Consider the following 26,950-nt stretch of genomic DNA (forward strand, 5'->3'; position numbering starts at 1 on the left):
ATATTAGCCCTGCGGCGTTGCTCTTCTGAATCCGTTTTAGAAATCATGACACCGACAGGTAATTTCCCCTTTTTATCAGGTACCAGCAAGGCTCGATACTTTGCTAGTTCCTCTTCTGATAATTGGTACCGGATAACCTCACCGGGTCCTGAGGATTTCAATTCATTCTCTCGCTTTGGTATTGATGTGTTATATTTTTCGCCAACTCTTGACGCCACACGATCACCCCGTCAATCCTTCTTATAAAAGTCCGTCTCGAATGCTTCGGCCCGAAGCGGAAGCCCAGGCGCCCATTCGATCGGCTGCCCCATAATTTCAGTTATCTCGTTCAAGGAGTCCCTGTCATTGTCGTAAGGCTCATCGACAATGACCTCATCGTGGACATGCATTCGGGTCTCAAAGCCTGCAGCGTCCAAGCGAAGCATACTCACGGCCAGGCAATCCCGGCTGATCGCTTGGACAATGTTCTCGACTAGCTTCGGCCCGTAGGTGTCAATCTTGCCCCATGTCTTCTTTGTCTGGTCCACGCCGTCATAGACAAGTGCCGGTTTATCAAATTTCCCATCAACAATCCGAGGGTTTACGTAGGACAAACGCCGTCCGGATGGCAGCCGGATAAACAGATAGCCGCCTTCACAGTAAAATGTCAGACCGTACTGCAGCTTGATTGTTCTTCGCTCCTGGACGGCTGTCATGGCTGCCCTGTCCACGTCCCACCAGAGCTGAGTAATCTTCTTATTAGCTGCACGCCATGTTTTAACTAGTGGCGGCAGCTCATCCGGAGTGAGCCCCATTTTAAGAGCCCCCATCTGCTCCAGAGCGCCGACAGCGCCACCATAACCCAATGCAAGCTCCGAGATTTTTCCTTTTTGGCGTAGGTCCTTGGTGATCTCTTCAAGGGTCAAATGGAACATCTGCGCAGCCGAGGCTTCGTAAATCTTGCCATGGGTCTTGAATACCTCTAGCCGCCAAGTCTCACCTGCCAGCCAGGCTATCACCCGAGCCTCGATCGCTGAGAAGTCTGAAACAATAAACCGACAACCCGGCGAAGGAATGAAGGCCGTCCGGATCAGCTGAGACAGGACAAATGGCGGAGCACCGAACAACATTTCAAGCAGCTCATAATCTCCGGACAACAGGAGATCCCTAGCAAGGTCCAAGTCCGGCAGTTTGTTCTGCGGGAGGTTCTGCACCTGCACCAGCCTCCCGGCCCAGCGCCCCGTCCGGTTTGCTCCGTAGAATTGCAGCAGGCCCCTAACCCGGCCGTCTTTGCAGCGTGCGCGCTGCATGGCTTCGAACTTCTTCACCGATGTTTTGGACAGCTGCTGGCGGAGCTTTAGCATCGTTTTAACTTTTTCGCTCTTCGCTTCCTCGATCAGTCCCGGTATCGTGTCTTTGGTTAAGCCGTCGATCTCGATCCCTTCCTCTTCCTCCACCCAGGCTTTTAGCTGTGCAACACTGTTTGGATTATCCAGTCCGGTTAACTCCTTAGCCTCTTGGACCGTTCGGATCTTAAAGGCCTCATCGCATTCGATAGCCCGAGTATCTAGCTCCGGATGAAGCTGTATCCCGTTATCGTTGATCTTCTGATCCAAAGCCCAGAGTTTATGTTCAAATTCGGATATCTCGTATTTCTCGATCATCTTTCGAACGGCCCGTTCAGCCTCCACGTCCTGCCTGTTGTATTCCTTATACTGCTGCCACTTCTCCGGATCATGATACGGAAGGTTACGAGCCCGCCCTCCGTTCGCCTTTGTCGGTTTACAAGGCATTGAAAAGTATTTGATCAGAGCCTTCCCCGCACTGTCCTTTTGTTGCTCGACCTTCAAAACTTTAGCGGCTTTCTCCAGGTCTCCGGGCAGCCCTAAGGTCAGCGCATGAACACTTGAGCAGCGCCACTGTTCCGGATGCATGGGGTGGCCCAAGTATTTTGCTAGTGCAGTGCGTTCAAAATTGGCATTGAAGGCCGTTTTGATGACATCCATTTTGAGGGCTTTGATTACATCTCCAGGTAAGGCTTCATAATCCATAAGGTCGATAACGGTCACTGGATCATCGTCGAAAGCAAATCCGAACAGCAGGATTTCAAAGTCAGAGGATTCTACGTATGGGTAAACCCCTGAATCTTTAATGTTCACGCTGCTGTAAGTTTCGAGGTCGATCTGCAGTAGCGTCATATCAGTCACCCTCATTGCAGTCCACGCAACCCGTATCACGCATGTCATATTCAGATCCAAATTCATCAACCATGGTGTGAATATCTTCGTCAGCTAGCGCTCTTTTTACAGCATGCTTAAAACACAACCACTTTCCGTACTCAGTCTGATATTTCACTTGAAGATCCATGATGTCCCCTCCAAATTACGATTTTGCGGTTATAAAAAGGGGCCTGTATCCCAAGCCCCTCCAAAGAAGTAAAATTAATTCATGAAATCGTCTTCGTCGCTGATATCTACAATGTCGTCGAAGTTTTCACTTGCGAAGTCATCGTTCAGGCTGCTTCGTCCGCCCAGGAAGTCTCCGTCCTGAACCTTAACGAGGTTGTTCAGCCCTGCCGCAACGCCACGATTTCCTTTAGCATCGAACGGATAGAAGTTCAAACTTACTTTGGCATAGCAGCCGGAGTACACTTCGGTTGTGTCCGTAATCTCTTGAAACTTGGTTTTTCCGTTGCTGTCCTTACCGATCGGCTTAGCAATCCCGGGCTTGTTCTTGCTTGAGGCGTTCAGGAAGTAATGGCCAGCATACGCTTCATCATCTGGCCGTTCCTCGTCTCCGTCACGCAGCGGAGTCTTGCAGTTTGCCGGGATCTTCCCGCCCCATTTGCTCTTTCCAAGTTCCTTAGCAGCGTCAACTGCTGCCTTGATCTTGCGAAGCGTTTCCTTATCGGTCTTCGGGATCAAAATCGCTGTGCTGTACTTCTCATCCCCACCGTCGATTGATTGCGGTTCAAACACGTGAGTATAAGAGAGACGTACCGTTCCTGTGATTACCTTAGTTGATTGATTATCGATTGCCATATTTGCATATCTCCTTTTATTTGAATTAGTTCTTCCAACAGACCAAGCACCAGACGTCATACGGTCGATGTGGTAATCAGATATTTCACCCATGACTACACCTCGAATTCCTCTCCAGCGAAGTCCTGATCCACACTATTCAGCTCCGGCCGTTTGTCCGTTTCAGGCACCAGCACCGGTTTACCTGGCGGCTTCACGATCAGACCGTCCAGCAAGGAAGCAAGTTCCTTTTTGCCGATCTTCTTCTCCAGATCGCCAATGCCAAGCATCTCCTGTGGCTTGAGATACTTATCCTCTTCAAGTTCAGCAGTCTCTAAGGCCTTACGAGCGGCAGCCTTATCGGTAATGGTCCGGTTGCTACGCCCTTCCACCAGTTTCCACGATGGGATCCTTGCACCAGCTTTAGCCTGGTCGAAGGCAAATTCCTCTACGTCCTTTGCCCACACTTTCAATTGCTCAGCTACAAATAAAACCGAGCCTATTTCGTCCATGGATAGAAGGGCGGGATCTTGAAACTCATACGCCAGAGCCTTCATATTCTCATCTGCCCGAGCACGGCAGTTCCCTTTCACTTTGCACCATCGGCAATGGCTGCCAGGCTTAAATTCACCTTTGCCAGCGTCTGCTAATGCAGCTGCAGGCTTAACAACGACCTCCGCCCATTCAATCAGCTCTCCAAGCGGAAGCGTATCGGTACTGACGCTATCCAATCGCGGCTGGACGATTGTCATGCTTACCTCTTTGATCGAATAAAGATAATTCCAATTCGACCAGGCGCCCAGGCCGTACAACCGGAGCTGTGGGTTACCGATCGCGCTGACCGGCACACCTTTGCCGTACTTTAGATCAATGACATCAAGCATCCAGTCCGAGATGATCACGACGTCTCCGGTTCCATACCCATCCGGGACCCATACCGAGAAATCCACACGCTCCTCAAAAAGTATCACCGCGTCCTTGGATCGAGCCTTAGCCGCCATGAAGCGCTCCTCAACCACCCCCACATAGGCAGCCACGGCGTCCTCCATTTCTGGACCGTAAAATGAATTGGTTTTCTTAAAATCTGCGATTGCCTTATCGAGTCGTTTGCGCTCAGCCGCATTACAAGGGGTTAGCCTCCGGCGAAGAATCAACTCGGAAAGCTCATGCGCCGCCGTACCCTCATCGGCGTATTCAGAAATTTTATCTGGAATGTGTTCCTGGAGCCGGGCACTCGGTGGACAGTTAATCCACCGATCCGCGCCCGAAGCTCCGAGCAAGGCATGAGCCCTTTCGGCATGTGCTGGCTGCGTCATAGCGCCTCCAATTCAGCCATAAACGCTGCACGACTCTCCTCTGGTACATCCGAGATCGACGCGCTTTCAAACTTGCCCAGCAGCTCCTTGATGGCCGGCTTCTTCTTAGGATCTTTGCCGACTTCCTGTGCTTTGGCCCGGAGCTCAACAACGGTTGGAATCTCCACTTCCTCGGTATCGCCATCCGTCCCGGCTTCGTCGTCTTGGGTGGCAGTCTTAACTGGCTCTTCCTTCGGCTGTTCTTTCTTCACCTCGTTGGTTTTACGAGGGCGCTGTTTAGGCTCTTCCGAAACGGTAGCAGAGGGAGCAGCTACCCCGCCGAAAGCAGCGGACAGTGTAGCAAATTCCTCTATGGCTTGTGCGGCGTTATCGCCGTTAATCGTAATTTGTACGGGCATGTATAAGTCCTCCTGAGAATTGAATTATTAATTGTTAGCCGGCTGGTGGCTGTAGTGCTCAACGACCGATTTAATGCAGTCAGTACAGATCAACTTAGATTGGAAAGGCTTTAACTTTTCAGGGTCTGTCTCCCCGCAGATGAAGCAGCCAGGAGCATATTTCTTTAGGATGATCTTGTCACCCTCACTATAGATCTCCATAGGGCTCCCATCGGCGATGTCGAGTACCCGACGCAGCTCCTTTGGAACAACGACGCGGCCGAGGGAATCAAGATAACGAACAATTCCAGTAGCTTTCATATTGCTTCTCCTTCTAGCCAGTGTTAAACTGGCCTTATCATATTTGTTTGTTTTGCGGTCTGACGGCTCCTACCCCGATCAGACCGCATTTTCGTTTTCTAAAGCTGCTATCTCGCCATCAATCCAGCACAACGCTGCCGGCAGTACCTCCGGATCGACTTCTATCCGCCCAACTTCAAGCCTCCACCGAAGATGCTTAAGCTCAAGTCTCCTTAGAATCTTGTTCACTTGGTTCGTTCACCTCCCTTCCAGCAATAACGGTTACCGCCCCGATCTTCTCGACCAGGCACTTCCCCGAGCAAACCAGCTCATGGCCGATCTTCGTCACCGGCTGTCCGAAATGGATTTCCTGCCCGCATTTCTCATTAGCGCAATAATCAATGATTTCATCTTCTACTGCTAGGTCCAAAACCTTACTCATTTACTTGTCCCCTCTCATCCCGTCAAAGCTTTTTTCCGACTAGCTTGAATCTCTCTGATCTCCTCAGAATGGTTCAGGATAATTTTTGCCGCTAGTTTGTGGAGTTGAATCCAAGCACTTTGCGACATTCCTGCAGGTTTACCATCGAATTGTTGCGGAGTTTGCTTCCCAGCCATGTGATTGTCTCCTTGTTGAATATTTGGTTATCAAAGATCAGCCTACTTTCCTGATGAGCGAGTATAAATCTGGAGGGATAATTTCCTTAATAGCTGCCAGCCTCAACTTTTCAGCGTTAACACCTAACACTTCGGCAAGTGCTATATTCACATGATCCTTTGCAGGAGACATCTTGCCGTTTTGGAGCTTGCTTAAGGTTGTTCGGTCCAAATTAATACCCTTCTGCTTTAACCGCCTGCAAATCTGGCCTAATGAAAGGTCAGCTTCATCTATTGACTTCTTGAGAAACGAAGCGTAAGTCAACCCGATCACCTCCTTCCATTCACTTTTCAGTTAACATGATTTCCATGATGTAAATAATCATTTACCTGTTGGTGACTAAATCATAAATCCTTTGATCTTTAATGTCAATAAACATTTACTTAACTAATCAAAAAAACGTTGAATATTTATTCAACAGTGTGGTAATATTAGTAACAAATATTAGACGAGGCGGTGCGGGTGTTGAGATACTCAGATTTGCTAAATCAATACATCGAAGAAAGTGGTTTAACATTAGGAGAGATAGCTAAAGGGATAAACGATCTTGGAGTAAAAGCGGAACGCTCATACATATCGATGTTGAAAAATAACAAAACAAAAAACCCTGCTTCTGAAGAAGTTAACAGGGCCCTGGCAACGGTAACCGGCGGGGATCCCGATCGCCTGGTCTTCGCTGCTTTTATTGATAAAGCTCCCGAATCCATGAAAAAGATTTTAGAGAGCATTAATGATTTAGATACATTTCTCGACGAGTTCATGAAAAAGACTAAAATCAACTTGGATGAGAATCTAGTGAAAGCACAGTTAAAAGCTATGGGCATGTCAGATGAAGAGTTAGCAGCCTTGAAAATAGATACGGATGATATTTTGAAAGTCATGTCTTTCGAAGAGAAATTAGAATTTTTGAAAGTCTTCATTGATGATGCAATTAAACAGAAAAAAGCGTTCAATGAATATTTAACAGAGCTGCAGGGAGTTAATCCTTCTCTCCAGGGAAATGTCGTTCCCTTTGATTCGGGATCCATGTTGAAGATACCCCTTGTTGGTAAGATCGCAGCCGGAACCCCTATAGACAGAATCGAAAATATTGAAGGTTACACTTTAGTTGACCCGTATATCTTGCGAGGCAATGATGGATTTGCCCTTGAAGTTAAAGGCGATAGCATGTCTGGGGACAGAATTTTTAACGGCGATCTCGTTATTGTTTCGAAGCAAGATGAAGTTTCTCCGAGTGATATTGCCGTGGTTGTAGTTGATAATGAGTCCGTAACCTTAAAGAGAGTTCGTCGGGAAGGCAGCCAGTGCTTGCTCATTCCATCAAACCCAACTATGCAGCCTAGTCTCGTTCCTGCAGAACAAGTAAAGATAATTGGAAAAGTCGTTGAGGTTAAATTTTGGCCAAAATGAGGTGAACTCCAATGAGCAATCGTAAGCTTTTGAAAGCTGCTCTATATATCCGTGTGTCAACAGATAAACAAGCCGAGGAAGGCTTTTCAGTGGACGGGCAGTTAAACCGACTAGGTAATTTTGCTGAATCCCAAGATTGGGGAGTTTTCGACACATACGTTGATGACGGCTATTCAGCAAAAGATCTGGAACGGCCAGAGATTCAACGTTTAATGAGTGATATGGAAGAGAAGAAATTCGATATTGTACTAGTGTATAAACTCGACCGGCTCACCCGATCGGTGTCAGACCTCCACAAGCTTTTAAAGACATTTGATTTACACGGAGTAAAATTCAAGTCAGCTACGGAAATATTCGAAACAACTACTGCAATGGGACGTTTCTTTATAACCTTGGTCGGGGCTATGGCCGAGTGGGAACGCGAAACGATTTCCGAGCGCGTCCGATTCGGCGTCGAACAAATGGTTAAAGAAGGTAAACGACCTGGAGGAATAATTCCCTATGGATATACCCAGGATGAGGTTATCATACCTGAGGAGCGAAATATTATCCGAGAAGCTAGACGTCTATACCATAATGGGCTCGGATATAAATCTATAGCGATGCGATTAAACAGCAAGGGTCTGCTTCGGCGTGGGAGAGAGTGGACATCTGCTACGGTATCCTATACTCTTGAAAACCCTTATTATGCGGGGATCATTAGGCTGGGATCTAAGACGCCAGAAGGTACTTATGTCAATTCCAAAAGAGATGAACGGGTGAATTGTGTATACGGAACGGGGTCACACGAGCCGATATTCACGGCAGAAGAATACCAAGAAACCAAAGATCTAATGGAGCGAAGAACTAGCGGCGGCTTTAGTCGGAATAAGGTCTATTGGTTTTCTGGAGTATTACGATGCGGCCGTTGCGGTGCAGCTATGTTCGGAAGACTAACGAATAAGAGATCATTAAGATCCGGAGAGATTGTAAGGACGCAATACTATATTTGTTCGAATAAACACTCTAACAATTCCTGCGACATGCCCACTTTTCGACAGGTACATGTAGAACACCTGGTTAGGAGCTATATCCAGAAAATAAAACTCGATACGGAATTAATCGGCGCGGAGACTAATAACGCTATAACTGAACGTTCCAAAAATGAAGATGAGATCCAATTAGCTAAAAAGGATTTGGCGAAAATTTTAAAACGTAAGGAAAAATGGCAGTACATGTTTGTAGAGGGTTTGATCTCAAAGGAAGATGTCCGCAAACGGATTACCGAGGAGGAAGAACAGGAAAAAGAGCTTAAGTTAAAGATCGCAGAAATTCAAAACAATTACTCAGGTGTGCCAAAATTAGAATTACTATCAGAAATGGAAGAGCTTTGGGACATCTCAGATGATGAAGAAAAGAAAGAACTCGTTTACACCACTTTCAAAAAGATCGCACTGAATACAAATTTAACAAAAGTCAAAGGAGTCAAGAATAAATTCTTCGACGCCTACATTGATGATATCATTTTTAATTGATACCATTTTGTACTAAATAGACTTCCGTCATGCCCGGTATTCATGGCCTGCAGCATATCCAGCGCCTCGCTGCCCCGCACCTCGCCCACCACGATCCGATTGGGACGCATTCGCAGCGAGGAACGGATCAGATCGCGCATCGCAATCTCCCCCCGGCCTTCCGTGTTGGCATTCCGGGTCTCCAGCGACACGAGGTTCGGGACCGTCACGATCTTCAGCTCCGCCGAGTCCTCGATCGTAATGACACGTTCATCAGGCGGAATATATTGCGACAGCGCATTCAGGAAAGTCGTCTTCCCCGACCCCGTCCCGCCGCCTATAAAAATGTTATACTTGCCCTTGACCAATATCCGGAGCTGCTCTGCCGCCTCCTCCGTCAGCGCTCCCCTTCCAACCAAGTCATCCATCGTCATCGGCGATTCCGGAAACTTGCGGATCGTCATGGTCGGCCCTTTCAGCGCGATGGGCGGGAGCACGATATTCACCCGGGAGCCGTCCTTCAATCTCGCGTCAACGATGGGCGTCGATTCATTCACCACCCGGTTTACCGTACCCACAATGCTCTGAATGATATCCTCCAGCCGGCTCTGGGACTCGAATTGGAGCGGCAGCTTCTTGACCTCGCCGTCCTGCTCGATGAATATATCCTGGTGGCTGTTTATCATAATTTCCGTAATCCGGGGGTTGTCCACCAGAGGTTGAAGCACATCCAGCCCGCGAAAAGAATCGAATACCCTCCGCACCAGCCTCCGCTTCTCGGCTGCGGTCAACTCCATGAGCTCGCGTCTTCTCCACACCATTTCCTCGATGCGGGCCATCAATTCCGAGTTGTTAACGCTCGCACTCATATCAAGCTCGGACCGAACCTGATCCCGAACGGATTTAAACGGATCCTCCATCATCACTTCCCACCGCCCGCATGAACCGGCATGATACCCGAGCCCTCCAGCAGCTGCTGGCAGAGCTTCAATACCTCCCTTTGATAGATCGGTGAAGACAACAGCAGATCTTCCCGATGGAGCTGCTTCCATGAAGGTATATAAGGCAGCACGCCGTCTATGCTCATATCTTTGCGGGGAAGCCCGTTAACAAGCTGACCCGTGTACCGGTTGACGATGAAGCGGCTCCGTTTCCTCACGCTTCCGAACAGGGCGGGGCTCTTAAGCTCCAATTGATCCAGCCATACGCCGCTCTTATGCATGCTGATCAAATCATCCAACAGCACCCAGATCAGCAGTCCGGCCTGTTCGAGAACCGCCTGCAATCGTTCCCCCGAGTCCCCCTCGGTATCCACCACAATGGCATCGTAATGATGGCATGCGATCAGGGAGGTCAACAGCAGGGATGTATCGTCCACGGTCATTTCCGATATTTCCTTAACGTTGAAGCTGGGCTCAAAGGAATCGCACTTCAAGCCATGATGCCTGATGATATAGGGAGCTATCGACAGCTCCGTCTCGGAAGCCGATTCTTGGGAGGCCTTAACGTCATACAGTAATCGCGAAAAGCTCCCCTCCATGCCGACGGACCCGGACGGAAACAACGCACTGCTGTTCACGCTCTCCAAATTGAGATAGAAAACGCTCAAACCGAGCACGCCAAGCTGCTTCGCCATGTTCATGGCGATCGTTGATTTCCCGCTCCCTCCCAGGGAAGAGACGATGCCGAGCACCGGTGTTGATCCCGAATTCAATTTATCCAGCGTTCCCCCGCTTCCCCTGCAGCGGGTTATCATGATGTCCAGCAGCTGAGGCAGCGGCTGGTATTTGGGGGTGCTGTCGCAGCCCTCCATAAGAGAAAGCGCTGAATGGCCCTCGCTTAGGAGCAGCCATGGAACCGATGCCTCCCCCCGGCTGAGCCAGCTCTCCAGCATATTTGCATCCCCAACGACCAAATTCGGCGTATCCCCCGCGTCCATATAATGAAGGAATGATTCTACGCGGGTAAATGCGGTCACCTGCAGAGCCGATCCGTAGGAGCTTCCATGCACATAATTCAGCAGCGGTTCGACATACCGGGAATCCTGCACTGCCAGCACAAGTCGGACCGGTATCATCATGCCAATCCCTCTCTTCTGCAACAACGCAAAAAAAGCACCGTCAAAGCCGCGAAATCGCGGACAATGAACGGTGCTTCCGTTGTCTGTTATAATTTGACAATAGAATATCACAGTTGCAGAAGAACGGCAAGATTTTATTTTTTATACAGATAGCCCTTAATCACTATTGTCAAAACAAGGATAAATGTCCTACTATATAGGCTTAGAACGAATGTTCTCTATATAGTAGCTTCTTATATAGAATTAACATATATAAACTCCTAAACCATCTAAACTAATACTTCCAAGCTTGGAGAGTGACATCCATGAACAAACGTTTACTAGCCGCGTTTCTAACCGCCCTGCTGTTATTATCCGGCTGCAGCCAGCCTCTGATGTCCCCGGCGACATCGAACGAAGAAACCGCAGCGACCCGTACATCCGAAGCCGAGACAGACGCCGGCACAACGAATGCCAAGCAGACGACTTATCCCACCGATGATCTGAACCTGCCGCGGGTTGCCGTGGAATTGGTCAAAGCCGTTGACGGCGACACCATCAGCGTCATGTTCGAAGGCAAAAAAGAGAATGTTCGCATGCTGCTGGTCGACACGCCCGAGACAAGCCATCCGAAACTGGGCGTCCAGCCGTTCGGGCCCGAGGCCAAGGCTTTTACGAAGGAGCTCGTGGAGCAAGCCGATCGGCTTGAATTGGAGTTCGATATCGGTCCGAACCGGGATAAATACTCCAGGCTGCTCGCTTACGTGTATGCCGACGGGAAAATGGTCCAGGAATCGCTGCTTGAAGAAGGACTGGCCCGCGTCGCCTACATCTATCCGCCCAACACGCGCTATGTGGACAAATTCGATGATTTGCAGCGGATCAGCCGGGACAAGGGGCTCGGCATATGGAGCGTAGAGAACTACGCCCAGGAAGACGGATTCCATCCCGAGGAACAGGACGATACGAATAAGAACAACAACCATGACACCACAGCAACCCAAGCGACTACCGAGAAATCCCAACCGTCCAAGCAAGCCTGCGACATTAAAGGCAACATCAACTCCAAGGGCGAGAAAATCTATCATACGCCCCAATCCCCGTACTATGAGCGCACGAAGCAGGAGCAGTGGTTCTGCAGCGAGGAAGAAGCCGAGCAAGCCGGTTTCCGGGCACCGCTTAAGTAGCTATGAACCTGATTGCATATGAAATGAACGCATATGTTCATCATATATAAATTTTAGCCGTATTTGAAAAGGAGCCACGAGCCATGGGGAAAAAGAAAACGCCGGCAGCCAAACCCAATGAAAATCAATCAGCAAATCCAAGCTCTGCCGCACTGTACAAAACCGTCTGGAGATGGCATTTCTATGCCGGCATCATTTTCGCTCCTTTTCTGATCATCCTGGCTGTAACCGGCTCCGTTTACTTATTTAAGCCCCAGATTGAACAAGCGTTATATCGGGACTACTACACGGTAACCCCTCAGGCCGAACGGGTAACGCCCAGCAAGCTGGTCGGGCAAGTGAAAGAGCTCTACCCTGACGCTACCATCACGAAATACCGCCCCGGCGAGTCGGATTCCCGCTCCACGGAAATCAGTCTGACCTCGGGCAGCGAATCCATAACCGTCTTCATGGACCCCTATACGGGAGAAAAGATGGGCGAGTTGAAAGACAAAGACCGGATCATGGACAAAATCGAGGAGTTCCACGGCGAGCTGATGGTCGGGACCATCGGGGACCGGATCGTGGAGCTTGCCGCCTGCTGGGCGATCGTGCTCATCATCACCGGTTTGTTTTTATGGTTCCCGAAAAATAAAAACAAAAGCAAAAAGAAAAGAAGCCTCGCAGGGATCCTGTATCCGAGGCTCGGCAAGGGCAAGCAGATTCTTCGCCGGGACCTGCATGCCGTTCCCGCATTCTGGATCGCGGCAGGCATGCTGTTTCTCGTCATGACCGGATTACCCTGGTCAGGCCTGTGGGGCAGCAATTTCCAAACCGTGGCAACCAATACCGGTGCCGGCTATCCTCCTTCCATCTGGTCGGGCAGTGCGCCGTCCTCCCATGTGGTACAGACGAAGGAAGTGGCAGAGGTGCCTTGGGCGGCCGAAAATCTGGAGGTTCCCAACTCCACCATCTCCGACTTTATGCCGCTTCCGATTGAAGACGTCATGTACGTAGCCCGAAGCGAGGGAATGCATCCGAGTTACACCATCAGCATCCCGCAGCAAGCGGACGGGGTGTATACGTTGTCGGCCTATCCGCCGAAAGCGCAGGACGAAGCCACCATGCATATCGACCAGTACAGCGGCGCGGTGTTGGCGGATTATCGCTATGATCATTACGGATTCGTCGGCAAAGCCGTTGCCCTGGGCATTACGCTGCACAAAGGAACCCAATTCGGCATCGTTAACCAGATTTTCAGTTTGCTGATATGCCTAGGCATCATTCTCATTGCGGTAAGCGGTTTGTACTTGTGGTGGAAACGAAAACCGGATCACGGACTGGGGGCTCCGAAAGCGCCCGAGGCAGGCGCCAAGAGCATGAGGCTGTTCCTGCTGCTGCTCATCGCTTTGGGGATTCTGTTCCCGCTTGTGGGCTTGTCTCTCATCCTCGTATGGATCATCGATTATGTTATCGTGCGGAAGGTACCGGCGATCAAGGCTTTCCTGAATGCCTGATTCGCTTATGACTCAATCAAAATAAGGGGTGGCGGTTTCATGATCGTGAAAGGCCGTATTATTATAACCGTACTGTTATCGGTTCTGCTGCTGAGCGCTTGTTCGGCCAGTCCAGAGGCAGCCGATCGGTATGAAAAAGAAATCCCGCTGATGGCCGAGGTGAACATTCCGGATGTATTATCCGTCCATCAACCTGTGACCATCGAGATTATCCTTACCCAAGACGGCAAAAGAGTGCCCGGTGCGGATTTTGTCCACTACGAGCTGTGGAGCCATGACGGCTCCCTGCGGGATCCCATGACGGATGCGGTCGAGGTCGGAGATGGCGTGTATACGGTAACCAAAACCTTCGAAAAAGAGGGGCTGTATTTCATCAAGCTGCACAGCGGCAACAACGGCTCCATCATCATTCCCCAGAAACCGTTCGCCGTCGGCAAACTGTCCGAGGCCGAGCTTGCCTACCTGGAGGCGGGAACTCCGACATTCCAAGAAGGCACGGCAGAGCATCATCATTAAAACAAGCGGAATCAGGGTAGAAACCGGCGCCGAATGTCCGGCGTCGGCACCATGCATTCACTGGATTGCCCGAACCACCGGTAACGGTTCTTCGCCACCCAGCGGTACACCAGGTTCCGTAAGAAAGGGGGAATCAGGATCAGGACATACGACAGCGGCCAAGGAAAACGAAGACGCCGCGCAATCCGAAGAGCTCCCGTCGATCTGGTGTAATATCTCCCCTGTTCAATCAGCACCATCGTCTCCGGCGAATCTCCATCGAGCCCTCCCTGCCTCAACAGCTCCTGACCGATCTCGGATTGCAGCGAAGCGAACCGGAAAGCACCCGCGGGATCTCGCTTGATAATGAATTGGGTCAGCCCCTGGCACAAATGGCACACGCCATCAATCAGCACAATTGCATATTCCTCATGATTTTCGGTTGCACGATCCTTCATATTTTCTTCGCTCCCTTCACGCCATAAAAAAAGAAAAAACGCAGGAGCCCTCTCCTACGCTTGATCAAGTACGCTTATTGGTTTATTACTCAGCAGCTTTGTTCAGCCACTCGCCGTCTCTCATCTGCTGGTCGAATTCGTTCGAGAATTTCTCCATGCATTTGCATATGAAATCCTTACGACAAACCGGGCAAGGTACTTTCCCAAGTCGGCTAAGCGCAGTCAGTTTCCATTCCGGGAAGCGGTTATAGAATACGCGAATATCCGTTCCGTCAGCCGTGTGGATAATGAATTCGTAAAGCCCTTCCTTTTCATTGCTTCCAGCTGTGGTCACATTTGCAATCTGCGGTCTGTATGGCATGTTCATCACCCGTTTATTTTATTTAAATTCCTTATGACTGGTTTGTACTTTCTGGTACTTAGTCATATTAAAGAATTTTAGGGGTGATGTCAACCGAAGAACACATCCAGGATCGAGCCCAGCTGCCCCCTCTTTTTACCTTCCAATATATCCGGGTTGAAGACTTCCACATATCCGCAGTTCGTGCAGGAAACAAATAGGAAATGATTGTGCTGAATATCAAACATTTTGCTCAAGCCTGCCCCCGACATCGAGACCTCTTTCGTCTGGCAGTGGTTCCCTCCGCATTTGCTGCATACAAACCGTTCCTCTATCATTTGTTCTATTCGCATTCCAAGCGCCCCTTTCAATGCATAGCTTTAACTGAAGTACGGCGTATCATGTAAAAAGTTTCATATTGAGCGTCTTTAGCCGACAAAAAAAAGATGACCCCCATTTTAGAGAGCCATCCGAATCCTCTATCGTCAGCTTACGCTTAACTCCACGTCAATGTTGCCCCGGGTTGCTTTGGAATACGGGCAAAACGCGTGCGCTTTCTTCGCGAGATCCTCCGCCTGGCTTCGTTCGATGCCCGGCATTTCGATCTTCAGCTTCACTGCTAGTTTAAAGCCGTCAGCGCCTTCGTCTTTTCCGATCGACACCTGGGAATGGATCACGACATCTTTCAGCTCGACGCCCTCCTTGCGGGCGATGTTGGCCAAGGCGCTTTCATAGCAGGCGCCATAACCGGCCGCGAACAGCTGCTCCGGATTGGTTCCGGCTCCGCCCGGACCTCCGAGCTCTTTCGGCATGCTTAATTTGTGATTGAGAACGCCATCGGTAGATTCAACGGAGCCTTCCCGCCCTCCGACGACTTTAACATCTGCTGTGTATAATGGTTTCATGCTCGTTCATCTCCTTCATGCCCTATTATGGTCTCTACATGTACTCTTTAAACTTTCAGGGCAATTTGAAACGATAAATAAGGTATTTCACCATAGTTGAGCATTATCCCGGCACGCAAAGAACATAACAAAAAAAGCCGCTTATCAAAGGGAATTGCACTTGATAAACAGCTTCTTTATGAAGTATGCGGTAGAGAGGACTCGAACCTCCACGGGTATACACCCACTACCCCCTCAAGATAGCGTGTCTGCCATTCCACCACTACCGCATGTATAAGGGATGTTCTGCAGTGAACATTCCCTATTATACTGCCCCCTTGCTCAAAAGTAAAGCGCCAAAATCTGGGCCTTAGGTCGGGCTTTTGCATCAGCTAGCTCTTGTCGCTGCGCTTGTCCTTCCGATAGGCTGAAAACTCGATGTATTCGCGGATAAATTCCTTCTCATGCTCTGCCAGACCGGACATTAAGGCAGGATCCAAAGATTCCGGATCTACTTCATATTCCCCGCGGGCTTCCTTGACACGGCTGGTCGGACTGCCTCTTCCTATAATCAGCCAATCCAGGCTGACGGAAAAAAATGCTGCAATCTCAATCAATTTATTCGTGCTCGGCGTTGTTTTTCCCCTCTTCCAGTCACCAAAATTTCCTGTGCTGATCCCGAGGGTTTCACAAAACGCCTTCTTGGTCATACCCCGGCTTTCTATGAGATGTTCGATTCGTTGGTAAATAGACTGCATCAAACAACCGCCTTCCTATTTCTCTTTAAAAGAAAAATATCTTATGTACGTATTTTTGTCTTGCATAATGACTTAATTACGTGTATAATCAAGATATATTGCCTAAATTATACCATAGTACTCATGGATCGTCGTATCTTTTACTCATGAGTCTATTCCGTACGAGGAGCGAGTAAATTGCCCTACGATACCATGACCACATCCTGGAATAATGCGGTGCACTCCTTGAATAAGGGGCTGATGGTCATTACCCCGGATGGCATCATAGACAAAATCAACGATCCGCTCATTGCCATGGCCGAAAAATACGGTGTCCCGCCTGACTTTAGGTGGCATGGAGCATCTTTTTTCGATATGACTTCCCGGCACTTGTGTTCTGTATTCGATCCATTTTCCCATGAGATGGATTTGCCATCCGTAAAGGAAGTGATACTGGGCAAGCTGCCTGATTATTCTTTTGAATATGCCGTGGAATGGAATGACCGGCAGAACTGGGTTCTGTGCGAGGTGCTGCCCTTGATGATGAACAAGGACAGCCGTGTTCACGGAGCCATGATATCGTTCACGGATATTACGAAGTTCAAGCACAAGGAACTGCTTCTGGAACAAGCGCTGGCGCACAGCTTCCCTATTCCAGGACATATCCCGATCTGTGCCGTATGCAAATATGTTCGCCAAGCGGATGAATGGGAGCCTGTGGAGAGCTATTTGGAGAGCCGCCTCCCCATTGAGTTTACCCATGATATTTGTCCGGATTGCATTCGCAGATTATACCCGAAATATTCTTCCATTCTCGATGATCCGGAATTGCCCGATTAACGCCCCGTTTGCATACAACACAGAATAAGCAGCTTCGATATCCGATGATCACTGGATTCGAAGCTGCTTATTTATGCTTGAGGCATTCTTTGGTTGATTACGCGTTCACAAAACGAAGCAGGGGGCTTATGAGGGTCGGCAGTATCGAAACATGCCCTTCACCCTCAATTTCGTCGAACGTCGTCTCCAGCACCTCTTCATGCCCTCTGAGAAGGGCATAGAGTTCCCTGGCATCCTTCACCATGGACGGCTTCTCCTCGGCCCCCACGTACAGGCGGAGCGACTTGCGTTCCCCGCTTTGTCGTAAGCGGTTCTTCCCCTCTTCCCATCGCTGGTACAGCGCGTAATTCTTCCACCACACCGAGGGACATGCCGCAATATACCGCGAAAAGGCATCCGGTCTGGTGAATAAGGTATACAAGGTGAAAAATCCACCGAGCGAGTGTCCGAACAGCGCCTGCTTCGATCGGTTCACTGCATACCGCCGCTCCACGGCCGGCTTCAGCTGCTGCTCGATGAAGGTAAGGAACGCCTCCACGCCGCCCGTCTCCGGCCAATCCATGCCGTTTGGCCGGACAGGCAGTTCAGCGGGATCGGCATATTCCGTAAAGTTATAGAAGCGCTCGCTGCTCACGATAGGGTTGTCGCTGTCAAAGCCGATGCCGACGATGAGCGCCGAGGGAATGCCCCGCGGCGTACGGGATTGCAGGCGGATGGCTTCGGCCAGCGTGCCGAAGGTGGCATTGGCATCCAGCGAATATAACACGGGATAACCTCCCTCAGGAGGCGGTCCCATCGGCTCGGCGATGAAAATGCGGTATTCGCGGCCCGTCTCGTCGGACTGCATGGACCAGGTCAGCGTTCCCGGTACGGAAAACAAAGGGGCCTTTACTTGGTTATCTTGGTTATTATGCGATTCGTGCTTTTCCTGATAATCCGGATCCTCATGTTGAGCTCGCCCCTTCGCCGATGCTTGCTCCTCTGCTTCCCCGACGAACAGCCACCGCAGCGCATCCGGAAATCTTCTGGACATAAAGATAGGATCATGGGTTCCGTCAGGATCTACCGCCAGCTGCAGCCTCTCGCGGCTCACCCCTTGCTCAAGCCAGAACCGATGGGCCTCCACGTTGTTCACAAACATATTTTTCTGCGCATTTTGCTTATACGCCCCTTCAAGCTGCCCGACGGACATATACACCCGCTGCTCAGCCGGCCATTTTTCCTGCTGGCGGATGTAGTCCATCACCCCCTCGTACCATAACGAAGCCGACAGCATGCCGATCCGTCCGAAGGTATCGGGACGCCAATATCCCGCGAACATCGAGATCAAACCGCCAAAGGAACCTCCGATGATGGCCGTATGATCAGGCTCTGGAAGCGTTCGGTACCGATGGTCTATGTATGCTTTGATGACATCCGCTACCTCATCGACATAAGCTCTCCCCTCCCCGCCGAAAGGAGGGTTGCTCTCCAGCAAAGGCTCAGCCGGCCAAGGCGTATACTCACGATTCCGGTTCGTTGACGAGATTCCGACCAGGATGACCTCTTCCAGCCGGCCTGCCGCAAACAAATGATTCAAATAGTTCAAGCAGTCCGTGAACATATCTCCTTCATCTTGAACATAGGCAACAGGATAGGAACGGTCAGACTCCAGATAGGAAGGAGGCAGATACAGTATAAGCTCTCTGCCCTCAACTGCCAGCTGCTTGTAACGATTCATGTGATCCTCCCGAAAGCTGCTTTTATTTTCTCATGCGAATTAATAAATAGATAAAATACGGAACCCCGATCACGGATACCACAATGCCTGCAGCAAGCTCGGCCGGAGCGAATATCGTTCTGCCGATGAAGTCGCCTATGACAACAATCGCCATGCCCGCTATGCCGCTGATCGGGATGATATGCCTGTGCCGCAGTCCGACAAGCTGCCTGGCCATATGCGGAGCAATCAGGCCGACAAACCCGATGCTGCCGGATACGGCTACGCTGGCGCTCACCAGGCCGATGCTGCACAGAAGCAATATATTTTTCTCGCGCTCGACGGATACCCCTACGCTCTTCACGCTTTCCTCGCTCAGCTGGAACAAGTCGAGCACTTGAGAGCGAAGCCAGATGACAGGCGGCAAAATAACGAGCCACGGCAGCATGGTCACCACAAACTTCCAGTTGGCGCTATGAAGGCTGCCGGCGAGCCAGGCAACCGCCATCTCATAATCTTTCGGGTTCATTTTTAGCGAAACATACATGGTAACGGCTCCAAAGCCGGATGCGATCGCAATGCCCACAAGTATGAGCCGCTGTGGATCCAGCTTTCTGTTTTCTCTCGCAAACATGTATATGGCCGTGGTCGCTGCCAAACCGCCCGCGATGCCGAACATGGGCATCATCATCACCCCGAGCCAGCCGGTCATCGTGATCTGCCCTTGCAGCAGGAACATAAACAATACGACCGCCATGCCGGCGCCTGCATTGATGCCGAGGATGCCCGGATCCGCAAGCCCGTTGCGGGTTACCCCTTGGATGACGGCACCGGCCATCCCCAACGCAAAACCGACAAGGGCGCCAAGCACGATTCGGGGGAGCCTGAATTCAAACACGACAAGATCAAAGTCCGAATTGGGCTTCATCCGAAAGAGCGTCTGGAATACTTCCTTGATGGACATGTCAAACGTTCCGTTGGTCAGACTGAAATAAACGGCTGCCAATACGACCGCTATCCCGCCTGCCAGCACCATCAGGAACCGATAAGATGTGTTATGCACGCTGAGCCCCTCCCCTCGTCTTGATCAGATAGAGGAAGAACGGCACGCCGATCAGCGAAGTGATGACACCGACCGGCGTCTCGAAAGGGCTGTTCACGAACCGGGCGAGTATGTCGCACAGCGCCAGGAACATGCCGCCAAGCACGCCCGATACCGGTACGATCCATCGGTAATCGGAGCCCGATAAGTACCGTGCAATATGAGGGACAATCAAGCCTACAAAGGCAACCTTCCCTGCCAGCGCCACCGATACGCCCGTCAAGATCACGACCGCCAGCATCGCAAGGCCTTTCACCAGCCATGTTTTGACGCCAAGCCCCTTGGCCGTCTCGTCCCCGAGGGAGAGCAGCGTGATCGATTTGGACAAAACCACGGCGAGGCACAAACCGACGATCGCAAACGGAATGCTCAGCTTGATCAGCTCGGGATCCATGGCATGCAGCCGGGCATTGTACCAAAAACTGATGCTTTGGGAGATTTGAAAATAAGCTGCCAAAGCTTCGGCCGTTCCGCTAAGAAACGTCCCGATCACGGTTCCTAGTATAGCCAGCCGAACCGGACTGAGCCCCCCTGGAATAAGCCATGCTAATCCGAACACGACGGCTGCACCGATCGCGGAACCAACCAATGAACTGACAATGTACATATTGGAGCTGGCATTCGGAATGAATACCATGAACAAGGTCACCGCGAACACCGAACCGTCCGATACCCCCATAATGGAGGGGGAGGCTAGATAGTTTCTTGTCATCCCCTGCATAAGAGCGCCCGAAACCGCCAGAAAAGCACCGATCAACATAGCCCCGACGACTCGGGGCAGCCGGGAGCTCATAATGATCTGATGGTCGATGCTCTCCGGGTCAAAAGCGAAGATGGAGTCCCAGACGGTATCCATCGAAATATTCTTGGCTCCATACAGGATGGAGGCCGCTATGAGCAATAAGCAGACTGCCGGGGCCATCACAAGGATGACAGCCGGCAGCGATTTTTTGAACCCCATGAACAACACGCCTTATACGTTTATACTGGAATGAATGATATTATTTCGTAAGATTTTCGACGGCAGCTTTCAGAAACTCGATTTTACTGTACGCGGTACCGCCTTGAGCAAGCGGGTCAACCACGTTGACAAAAGCCGTTCCGTTCTTGAACGCGTTCAGGTTTTTCATGATCGGATCATTCTGCAGCTCTTCCAGTGCGTTCGGCGTATCCTTGTTCTCGTCCGGAGAGAACTGGACAAACACGTAATCCGGATTCATCTCAGCCATTTTCTCTTTGGAGACCAGCTCCTGCGCTTGCGCGGCTTCTACCTCAGCCGGTACGGCGATTCCCAGATCCTCGTACAATACCGGATTAAAGAATACCCCAGCCGGGTAAATGTACATCTCCCCCGCACGAACCCGTAGCGCCAAAACCTTCTTGTCCTTCAGGCTGTCTCCGATGGTTGCCTTTGTGGCTTCCAGATCCTCTTTATATTTAGAGATCTCTTGCTCAGCCTCTTCCTGCTTGCCGCTCAGCTCGCCCAGCAATCTCAAATTGCTCTCCCAGTTGGTGGATACATGAGAATAAGGTATCGTCGGGGCAATTTTATTCAATTGTTCCACGACCTCCGGCTTGAACTTGGAAGATCCCAAAATCACGTCCGGTTTAAGCGAGAGGATCGTTTCGAAATTCGGCTCCGTTTTCTCGCCTACCGACTGGGCATCCTTCGTAATCGACTCAAACAATGGAGGGAAAGTGCCCGAGAAACTGATCGCTCCGACCGGATTCACTTCCAGTACAATAGAGTCCTCCATGGCTTCGACGGCACCCGTGATAACGATCCGCTCCGTCTTGGCAGGAAGCGTGTATTCCTGATCAAGATATTTCACAACTTTGGTTTCGCCCGCTGCGGGTGTTTCTTCGTTCGAAGCTTTATTCTCCTCAGCGGTGTTCGTGCTTCCTGCATTACTCGTGCTTGCTCCGTCTGTATCTTTAGCCTCGTTACCTCCGCCACAAGCAGATAGTACCAAAGCAAATACCAGCAATAACCCCAAGACCATTTTCATCCGTTTCATCTCTCTCCAGTTACCCCTTCCATGATCCATGATCATTTAATAATTGATAATGATTATCATTATTGATCATACTATCGGATTTGCTCTCTATGCACCATGGACAAATAACCGGATTCCTCATGGACATTTTCCGGAAAACAACCGGAAGGCCTCCTCCGCCATCTGCTCCATTGCAATGGGCGAATACTCACGCCAAGGATAAGAGGATAATTGATGGAACGTTCCCTCTCTCACCGCGGAGATGGTCATCCACTCCGGCGTCGCCTGCAGTCTCCTCCAATAGGCAAGCGTTTCGGAATCTTGACGGATCAGAAGAAGCAGATGGTTTGCACGGCTCTCCCTGATCTGCTCCATCGTTAAATACCCCTCATTCTGCTGATCCATAGGCAGGGCCGGCTGAAAACCGAAATCATCGAATAGTAATTCCTTCATGCCCGGATGGCTGTATGCCCGAAGTTCATCCTGATGCAGGCGCGCGGTCAAAAGCGTACGGGCTTCCCTATTGCTAGAGGGGAGCTTCTCCCGGTAAGCCGATATCTTGTGATGAAACGCTTCAATCCACTGCTCTGCTTCAGGCAGCTTGTCCAGCATTTTGGCGAGACTAAGCAAGTTGAACCGCCATCCTTCCTGCTCTCCCGGCATTTCATAGAGAGGGGCGATCTGCCGAAGCTGCTCCTTCTCCCACTCCTCGACCCCCTGCGCGCACACGATGAGCTCCGGACGTGCCGTGGCCAGCTTTTCCAGATTCGCATATTTGTTATGGTTCTGGCGGTATGCATCCAGATGGACCGGAATATCCGGGCCGAGATGGTTATAGTAATGCTGTGACCACTTTGGATGAAGCGGAGCCGCGTACGGCGTGAAATCCAGCGGCATGGCGTAACCCAATAGGCTCGTTGAGCCGTACATCGCCAGTTTATTTTTCCTTGTCTTCATATAGGCGGAGGGCGAGATCCCGAAAGCTTTCTTAAACTTGCGGCTGAAATAAAATTCATCCTTATACCCCACCATATGGGCAACCTCACGCAGCAAGGAATCCGAACCCAGCATCAATTGTTTGGCCTTGTTCAAACGGACGTTCGCCAAATAATCCATTGCGCTGTGCCCATAGGTCTTCTTATATACCTCTACAAAATACTTGGGGCTCAGCTCGGAGAGATTCGCCAGCTGCTCGATCGTTAAATCTTCATCGTAATGCTCTTCGATATACTCCTTCACCCGCTCCAGCGCTTGCCGTTTATCATTCTTGGCATATGGGCTGCATTCGGCCATCATCGTGTACAGCAGCTCTTGAAAATCCAGCTGAACCCTCCACTGCTTCATGGGCTCCATGCTGTGAAAATCCTTATACATCGCCCGGCAGACGAGATTCAAGCGGTCCGGGGAGCTGATGACAAAGATGCCGTCATAGGGCATGAATGCGGCGCCGTCCACTTCATGCAACCGACCGCAGCCCGACATCCCTTCATAGAAGCCAAAATGAAGGATAGCAACCGCTGCCTGTTCCTGTTCCTCGGAACTCCAGTACTCGCCGCTCGTAATGCCGAAAGTAGATCCCGCCGCGCAAAAATAAACGCACCCCTTATTCATGCGGGTCACTTGCTCTGCCTGCTGCAAACAGGTCTCTCCGCTAAGCGGGACGATCAAGGCCGGTTGCACGGCCAACTGTTGTTCCAAGGACATCCCTTGCCCATGAACAATATCCATATTCCATAAACGGGCCATGAACCCGCTGTATTCTCGCAGCTCGTCCTTGCTGCTATTCATCGATAGGTTTAACATCATTGCAGACCCCAACCTTAAATGAGAATGGTTATCATTATCATATAATTATCATACACCGTATCAAATGTCCAGCACGTTCTTCGTCTTTCCCATAATGCGCCATGATAGTCAGGCTAAAAAAGAAAGCAGCCATGTCTCCCTAAAAGGAGTCATGGCTGCTGCTATTTACAAGTGTGTCTTAAGGCGGATCTTTTGAATGAGAGCGTTTCAACCCCCTCCAAGGGGAGTCTCTTCTCACATCCGCTGAATTTTCATTAATTTCCCCGTTGGCGCTGCCGAGCTCTAGCCTCGCCGCCTTTGCGGCCCGCTTCTTCACGGCTCATCTTGCCATCCCCGTTGCTGCCGCTGCCGTTTCTGGCTTCGCCGCCCTGCTGTCCAATTTCTTGGTAGAACTCGCGACCATGGGAATCCGAGGTAGCCTCGCCGCCTTTGCGGCCGATTTCCTCATAGAACTCCCTGCCATGGGAGTCGGAAGTCGCTTCGCCGCCCTTCTGGCCAATCTCTTGATAAAACTCCTTATCATGGGAGTTTGACGTGGAGTCTCCGCCTTTTTTGCCGATTTCCTGATAAAATTCTTTGTCATGGGAGCGGGACGTCGCTTCGCCGCCCTTCCGTCCGATCTCTTGGTAAAACTCTTTATCATGGTTGTTCGCTGTTGCTTCTCCACCTAAACGTCCTGCTTCTTCACGGCTCATCTTTCCATTATTGTTATTAGCCATTCTGAATCACTCCTTATAGGTTTTTGGAAGTTGTTGCTCGTCCACGATATGATATTAACCTCTTGACCAGAGATGAAACACCGGTTTTGCATAAACGCGCAATGAAAAATATCTAAAATATGGATAATCTCTATGGAAATCCTGATATATAAATAAAAAAACTCCACGCTATGCGTGAAGCTTCTTCTTCAACATGGTATGCGGTAGAGAGGACTCGAACCTCCACGGGTATACACCCACTACCCCCTCAAGATAGCGTGTCTGCCATTCCACCACTACCGCATAATATAAGGGATACATCTCTTCGTGCTTAGTAAAAATGGTGAGCCATGAAGGACTCGAACCTTCGACACCCTGATTAAAAGTCAGGTGCTCTACCAACTGAGCTAATGGCTCTCGATGACAATCGTGCGGCTGCCATATAGAAAGTGGTTACTCGGGTTTCTCATCCCGAAAGTTATATAGAAAGTGGTGACCCGTAGGGGATACTCTCACTACATTCGAGACTGCGAAGTTTATCCTAACGAAGATTATGCTCCGACGAACCGACGGGGTTCTCATCCCGAAGTTATATAGAAAGTGGTGACCCGTAGGGGATTCGAACCCCTGTTACCTCCGTGAAAGGGAGGTGTCTTAACCCCTTGACCAACGGGCCACTTTAACCACGTCGCCGTGACGACAAGATTGAGTATAGCACAATTTCAAAAATGCTGGCAAGCTTTTTTTTCGCAAATTTTTAAATTTATTTACGGAGCTTTTTCGGCCAATAAATCAGCCTAAAAAATCCGGTGTCAACTTCCCTTCTTGAACGCTATTTCCTTCACGCTTCACATGGTATGCATGTGCATTCTCCCTTGAGCTTACGATTCGATGCAACCGTCCGTCCATGAAATGCAATGCCACCCCATCATCAGCAGCATATCCTGCGTATGCTTCACCTTGAAGCACGAGTTTGTGATAGGCGGGTCTTCTTTTGCTCTCTCCATCATAATGCGGACAATGACTGCCTTGTAATATACCCAAACCCTCAAGTTCGTACAAAGGTCCGTTCAACGGGTCCGTCACCCCTTGCTCAAACCAGCAAATGGAGCCAGCGCTTAACCCGGTTAAAATGACACCCTGTTCATACGCTTCTTTGAGTATCTGATCCAGGCCCCATTCCTTCCACAAGACCAGCATATTCCGGGTATTGCCCCCGCCAACATAAATGATATCCTTCTCGAGTACAAAAGACCGAAGATCGGCAAAGTTCGGCTGGAACAGCGACAGATGACTGGGAATACACGGCAGTGTCCGGAAAGCATGATAGAAACGTTCAACATACCCATCCGCATCCCCGCTTGCCGTCGGAACAAAACACACGTCAGGCAATTCTTTCGATACTTGTGCCAAAACATAGCGATCAAGCAGCAAATTATCAGGTTCCATCGAGAAACCGCCGCCACCCATTGCAATAATCTGTTTCATCGGGCTTTATTCCCTCATTCATGCTCAACGAAAGAGAGAGGGATACTCTCCCTTCGGTCGAGACTGCGAAGTATCCCTAACGCTGATTATGCTCCGACGAACCCTATCAGGGTTCCCATCCCTATGCAAAAAAAGCTCCCGATCACTTGGTGATGGGAGCTTTCTTCGATGTAATGCTCAACGGAGAGAGAGGGATACTCTCCCTTGGTCGAGACTGCGAAGTATCCCTAACGCTGATTATGCTCCGACGAACCCTATCAGGGTTCTCATCCCTATGCAAAGAAAGCTCCCGATCACTTGGTGATGGGAGCTTTCTTCGATGTAATGCTCAACGGAGAGAGAGGGATTCGAACCCTCGCACCGCTTACGCAGTCTAACCCCTTAGCAGAGGGTCCCCTTATAGCCACTTGGGTATCTCTCCATATGGCTCCCCGAACAGGACTCGAACCTGTGACAACTCGATTAACAGTCGAGTGCTCTACCAACTGAGCTATCAGGGAACGTGAAGTTGAATACTAATAATTTATCATGACTTCTTAGGGGAGTCAAGCTTCAGAAGCGTTAGACGCCCGCCGCACTTTCCGCACCGATACCGGGCCGGATCCATCTTCCGTTTACGCAGGTATTCCGTCCCGCAGTCGCCGCAGCGAAGCATGTATCGGTACGGTTCCGGTTGACGACGGCCCGCCGCCTTGCCCTTTGGCAACGATTTGCAGAAACGGCTTCCACCAACGGCCTGCAGCAGTTTCTTGAAATCGGCATCGCGATGGCGATATCCCCTGCCCGCAATGTGGAGATGATAATGGCACAGCTCATGCTTGATGATCTTCTCCACCTCTTCCCTGCCGTGCGTGGCCAGCTGATGCGGATTGATCTCGATATGATGGCTTTTCATGAAATAGCGGCCGCCGGTCGAGGACAATCGCCGGTTAAACGTAGCCTGATGCCTGAACGGAACCCGAAAGCTCTCCAGCGAGATTTTCTCGACCCAGGCCTGCAGCTCCTCATTACTCATCTCGTTCGTTGTCACTATGTCTGATCCTTCCTTTGCCCTGATAAATGCTACTTGAATTTTAACTTCTCTCTGGGCTACACTGTCAAGTAGAAAGTA

The 26,950-nt window shown here is 50.3% G+C and carries 29 protein-coding genes, 6 tRNA genes and 1 pseudogene; 6 read left to right on the forward strand and 30 right to left on the reverse strand.

Going from position 1 to position 26,950, the window contains the following annotated elements; translation table 11 throughout:
- Nucleotides 1–230: 230 nt before the first annotated feature.
- From MHH82_RS26675 to MHH82_RS26715, 9 genes are all read right to left on the reverse strand, one after another.
- A complete protein-coding gene (locus tag MHH82_RS26675) occupies nucleotides 231–2,177 on the reverse strand; it encodes a DNA polymerase (RefSeq protein WP_340968649.1) in 1,947 nt (648 codons plus the stop codon).
- Between the two features lies 1 nt (nucleotide 2,178).
- Complete coding sequence (locus tag MHH82_RS26680) at nucleotides 2,179–2,346, reverse strand: hypothetical protein (RefSeq protein WP_340968651.1); 168 nt, start codon at nucleotides 2,344–2,346, stop codon at nucleotides 2,179–2,181.
- 74 nt (nucleotides 2,347–2,420) lie between these two features.
- On the reverse strand, nucleotides 2,421–3,020 hold the full coding sequence (locus MHH82_RS26685; RefSeq protein ID WP_340968654.1) for a DUF2815 family protein: 600 nt from the start codon (nucleotides 3,018–3,020) through the stop codon (nucleotides 2,421–2,423).
- 95 nt (nucleotides 3,021–3,115) lie between these two features.
- Nucleotides 3,116–4,315, reverse strand: coding sequence for a DUF2800 domain-containing protein (locus MHH82_RS26690; RefSeq protein ID WP_340968656.1), 1,200 nt, complete (start codon nucleotides 4,313–4,315; stop codon nucleotides 3,116–3,118).
- Nucleotides 4,312–4,713 carry a hypothetical protein gene (locus tag MHH82_RS26695; protein ID WP_340968658.1) on the reverse strand — a complete coding sequence of 134 codons (402 nt, stop codon included), beginning with the start codon at nucleotides 4,711–4,713 and terminating at the stop codon, nucleotides 4,312–4,314. The genes MHH82_RS26690 and MHH82_RS26695 overlap by 4 nt, the downstream gene beginning before the upstream one ends.
- 27 nt (nucleotides 4,714–4,740) lie before the next feature.
- Nucleotides 4,741–5,013, reverse strand: a complete 273-nt coding sequence (locus MHH82_RS26700) for an AbrB/MazE/SpoVT family DNA-binding domain-containing protein (protein WP_340968660.1) — start codon at nucleotides 5,011–5,013, stop codon at nucleotides 4,741–4,743.
- Nucleotides 5,014–5,215: 202 nt separating this feature from the next.
- Nucleotides 5,216–5,434, reverse strand: a complete 219-nt coding sequence (locus tag MHH82_RS26705; RefSeq protein WP_340968662.1) for a hypothetical protein — start codon at nucleotides 5,432–5,434, stop codon at nucleotides 5,216–5,218.
- Between the two features lie 14 nt (nucleotides 5,435–5,448).
- Nucleotides 5,449–5,610 carry a hypothetical protein gene (locus MHH82_RS26710; protein ID WP_340968664.1) on the reverse strand — a complete coding sequence of 54 codons (162 nt, stop codon included), beginning with the start codon at nucleotides 5,608–5,610 and terminating at the stop codon, nucleotides 5,449–5,451.
- Between the two features lie 37 nt (nucleotides 5,611–5,647).
- Nucleotides 5,648–5,914 carry a helix-turn-helix domain-containing protein gene (locus MHH82_RS26715; protein ID WP_340968668.1) on the reverse strand — a complete coding sequence of 89 codons (267 nt, stop codon included), beginning with the start codon at nucleotides 5,912–5,914 and terminating at the stop codon, nucleotides 5,648–5,650.
- A gap of 201 nt (nucleotides 5,915–6,115) precedes the next feature.
- Here MHH82_RS26715 and MHH82_RS26720 point away from each other — a divergent pair, with 201 nt between their 5' ends.
- The gene (locus tag MHH82_RS26720) at nucleotides 6,116–7,060 is read left to right on the forward strand and encodes a LexA family protein (protein WP_340462950.1); all 945 of its coding nucleotides are present in this window, start codon (nucleotides 6,116–6,118) and stop codon (nucleotides 7,058–7,060) included.
- Between the two features lie 11 nt (nucleotides 7,061–7,071).
- A complete protein-coding gene (locus MHH82_RS26725) occupies nucleotides 7,072–8,574 on the forward strand; it encodes a recombinase family protein (RefSeq protein ID WP_340968670.1) in 1,503 nt (500 codons plus the stop codon).
- 17 nt (nucleotides 8,575–8,591) lie between these two features.
- Here the strand turns inward: MHH82_RS26725 and MHH82_RS26730 are convergent.
- Both MHH82_RS26730 and MHH82_RS26735 read right to left on the reverse strand, forming a co-directional pair.
- Nucleotides 8,592–9,476: pseudogene (locus MHH82_RS26730) on the reverse strand (CpaF family protein); the annotation flags it as partial.
- Nucleotides 9,476–10,633: a hypothetical protein gene (locus tag MHH82_RS26735; protein WP_340968671.1), complete on the reverse strand. Its 1,158-nt coding sequence runs from the start codon at nucleotides 10,631–10,633 to the stop codon at nucleotides 9,476–9,478. The gene MHH82_RS26735 and the pseudogene MHH82_RS26730, both read right to left, overlap by 1 nt.
- Nucleotides 10,634–10,938: 305 nt before the next feature.
- Between MHH82_RS26735 and MHH82_RS26740 the strand changes: the two genes are divergently transcribed.
- The 3 genes from MHH82_RS26740 (at nucleotide 10,939) to MHH82_RS26750 (ending at nucleotide 13,811) form a co-directional block, all read left to right on the forward strand.
- On the forward strand, nucleotides 10,939–11,799 hold the full coding sequence (locus MHH82_RS26740; RefSeq protein WP_145040566.1) for a thermonuclease family protein: 861 nt from the start codon (nucleotides 10,939–10,941) through the stop codon (nucleotides 11,797–11,799).
- An 83-nt stretch (nucleotides 11,800–11,882) separates the two neighbouring features.
- A complete protein-coding gene (locus MHH82_RS26745; protein ID WP_251498400.1) occupies nucleotides 11,883–13,295 on the forward strand; it encodes a PepSY-associated TM helix domain-containing protein in 1,413 nt (470 codons plus the stop codon).
- A 39-nt stretch (nucleotides 13,296–13,334) separates the two neighbouring features.
- The gene (locus MHH82_RS26750; protein WP_251498402.1) at nucleotides 13,335–13,811 is read left to right on the forward strand and encodes a FixH family protein; all 477 of its coding nucleotides are present in this window, start codon (nucleotides 13,335–13,337) and stop codon (nucleotides 13,809–13,811) included.
- 11 nt (nucleotides 13,812–13,822) lie between these two features.
- Here MHH82_RS26750 and MHH82_RS26755 read toward each other — a convergent pair whose 3' ends face one another.
- The 6 genes from MHH82_RS26755 to MHH82_RS26780 all read right to left on the reverse strand — a co-directional run bounded on the left by MHH82_RS26755 (nucleotide 13,823) and on the right by MHH82_RS26780 (nucleotide 16,230).
- Complete coding sequence (locus tag MHH82_RS26755) at nucleotides 13,823–14,248, reverse strand: thiol-disulfide oxidoreductase DCC family protein (protein ID WP_015737235.1); 426 nt, start codon at nucleotides 14,246–14,248, stop codon at nucleotides 13,823–13,825.
- Nucleotides 14,249–14,333: 85 nt separating this feature from the next.
- Nucleotides 14,334–14,609, reverse strand: coding sequence for a hypothetical protein (locus tag MHH82_RS26760; RefSeq protein WP_009594434.1), 276 nt, complete (start codon nucleotides 14,607–14,609; stop codon nucleotides 14,334–14,336).
- 89 nt (nucleotides 14,610–14,698) lie between these two features.
- On the reverse strand, nucleotides 14,699–14,941 hold the full coding sequence (locus tag MHH82_RS26765) for a zinc ribbon domain-containing protein (protein WP_006212369.1): 243 nt from the start codon (nucleotides 14,939–14,941) through the stop codon (nucleotides 14,699–14,701).
- 132 nt (nucleotides 14,942–15,073) lie between these two features.
- Nucleotides 15,074–15,493 carry an organic hydroperoxide resistance protein gene (locus tag MHH82_RS26770; RefSeq protein ID WP_015737236.1) on the reverse strand — a complete coding sequence of 140 codons (420 nt, stop codon included), beginning with the start codon at nucleotides 15,491–15,493 and terminating at the stop codon, nucleotides 15,074–15,076.
- 186 nt (nucleotides 15,494–15,679) lie between these two features.
- A tRNA-Leu gene (locus MHH82_RS26775) sits at nucleotides 15,680–15,762 on the reverse strand.
- A gap of 102 nt (nucleotides 15,763–15,864) precedes the next feature.
- Nucleotides 15,865–16,230, reverse strand: a complete 366-nt coding sequence (locus MHH82_RS26780; protein WP_015737237.1) for a helix-turn-helix domain-containing protein — start codon at nucleotides 16,228–16,230, stop codon at nucleotides 15,865–15,867.
- Nucleotides 16,231–16,407: 177 nt separating this feature from the next.
- Here MHH82_RS26780 and MHH82_RS26785 point away from each other — a divergent pair, with 177 nt between their 5' ends.
- Nucleotides 16,408–17,049: a hypothetical protein gene (locus MHH82_RS26785; RefSeq protein ID WP_340968676.1), complete on the forward strand. Its 642-nt coding sequence runs from the start codon at nucleotides 16,408–16,410 to the stop codon at nucleotides 17,047–17,049.
- Nucleotides 17,050–17,146: 97 nt separating this feature from the next.
- On the opposite strand, the gene MHH82_RS26790 is transcribed toward MHH82_RS26785, so the two are convergent.
- The 13 genes from MHH82_RS26790 to MHH82_RS26850 all read right to left on the reverse strand — a co-directional run bounded on the left by MHH82_RS26790 (nucleotide 17,147) and on the right by MHH82_RS26850 (nucleotide 26,854).
- Nucleotides 17,147–18,769 carry an alpha/beta hydrolase gene (locus MHH82_RS26790; RefSeq protein WP_340968677.1) on the reverse strand — a complete coding sequence of 541 codons (1,623 nt, stop codon included), beginning with the start codon at nucleotides 18,767–18,769 and terminating at the stop codon, nucleotides 17,147–17,149.
- Between the two features lie 22 nt (nucleotides 18,770–18,791).
- Nucleotides 18,792–19,784, reverse strand: a complete 993-nt coding sequence (locus MHH82_RS26795) for a FecCD family ABC transporter permease (protein WP_340970162.1) — start codon at nucleotides 19,782–19,784, stop codon at nucleotides 18,792–18,794.
- Between the two features lie 19 nt (nucleotides 19,785–19,803).
- On the reverse strand, nucleotides 19,804–20,811 hold the full coding sequence (locus MHH82_RS26800) for a FecCD family ABC transporter permease (RefSeq protein WP_009594414.1): 1,008 nt from the start codon (nucleotides 20,809–20,811) through the stop codon (nucleotides 19,804–19,806).
- A gap of 40 nt (nucleotides 20,812–20,851) precedes the next feature.
- Nucleotides 20,852–21,868 (reverse strand): ABC transporter substrate-binding protein, encoded by a 1,017-nt coding sequence (locus MHH82_RS26805; RefSeq protein ID WP_340968678.1) that lies wholly within the window; start codon nucleotides 21,866–21,868, stop codon nucleotides 20,852–20,854.
- A 117-nt stretch (nucleotides 21,869–21,985) separates the two neighbouring features.
- Nucleotides 21,986–23,653, reverse strand: coding sequence for an AraC family transcriptional regulator (locus MHH82_RS26810; protein WP_340968679.1), 1,668 nt, complete (start codon nucleotides 23,651–23,653; stop codon nucleotides 21,986–21,988).
- Between the two features lie 254 nt (nucleotides 23,654–23,907).
- Nucleotides 23,908–24,372 carry a KGG domain-containing protein gene (locus MHH82_RS26815; RefSeq protein ID WP_015737244.1) on the reverse strand — a complete coding sequence of 155 codons (465 nt, stop codon included), beginning with the start codon at nucleotides 24,370–24,372 and terminating at the stop codon, nucleotides 23,908–23,910.
- Between the two features lie 199 nt (nucleotides 24,373–24,571).
- A tRNA-Leu gene (locus MHH82_RS26820) sits at nucleotides 24,572–24,654 on the reverse strand.
- Nucleotides 24,655–24,692: 38 nt separating this feature from the next.
- Nucleotides 24,693–24,768 (reverse strand) — tRNA-Lys (locus tag MHH82_RS26825).
- 184 nt (nucleotides 24,769–24,952) lie between these two features.
- A tRNA-Glu gene (locus tag MHH82_RS26830) sits at nucleotides 24,953–25,027 on the reverse strand.
- A 116-nt stretch (nucleotides 25,028–25,143) separates the two neighbouring features.
- Nucleotides 25,144–25,839 (reverse strand): Type 1 glutamine amidotransferase-like domain-containing protein, encoded by a 696-nt coding sequence (locus MHH82_RS26835; protein WP_145040581.1) that lies wholly within the window; start codon nucleotides 25,837–25,839, stop codon nucleotides 25,144–25,146.
- Between the two features lie 332 nt (nucleotides 25,840–26,171).
- Nucleotides 26,172–26,260: transfer RNA gene (locus MHH82_RS26840), tRNA-Ser, on the reverse strand.
- A gap of 3 nt (nucleotides 26,261–26,263) precedes the next feature.
- Nucleotides 26,264–26,339: transfer RNA gene (locus MHH82_RS26845), tRNA-Asn, on the reverse strand.
- A 26-nt stretch (nucleotides 26,340–26,365) separates the two neighbouring features.
- A complete protein-coding gene (locus tag MHH82_RS26850; protein WP_186326543.1) occupies nucleotides 26,366–26,854 on the reverse strand; it encodes a SprT family protein in 489 nt (162 codons plus the stop codon).
- Nucleotides 26,855–26,950 lie beyond the last annotated feature (96 nt).

Source organism: Bacillus sp. FSL K6-6540, assembly GCF_038007545.1.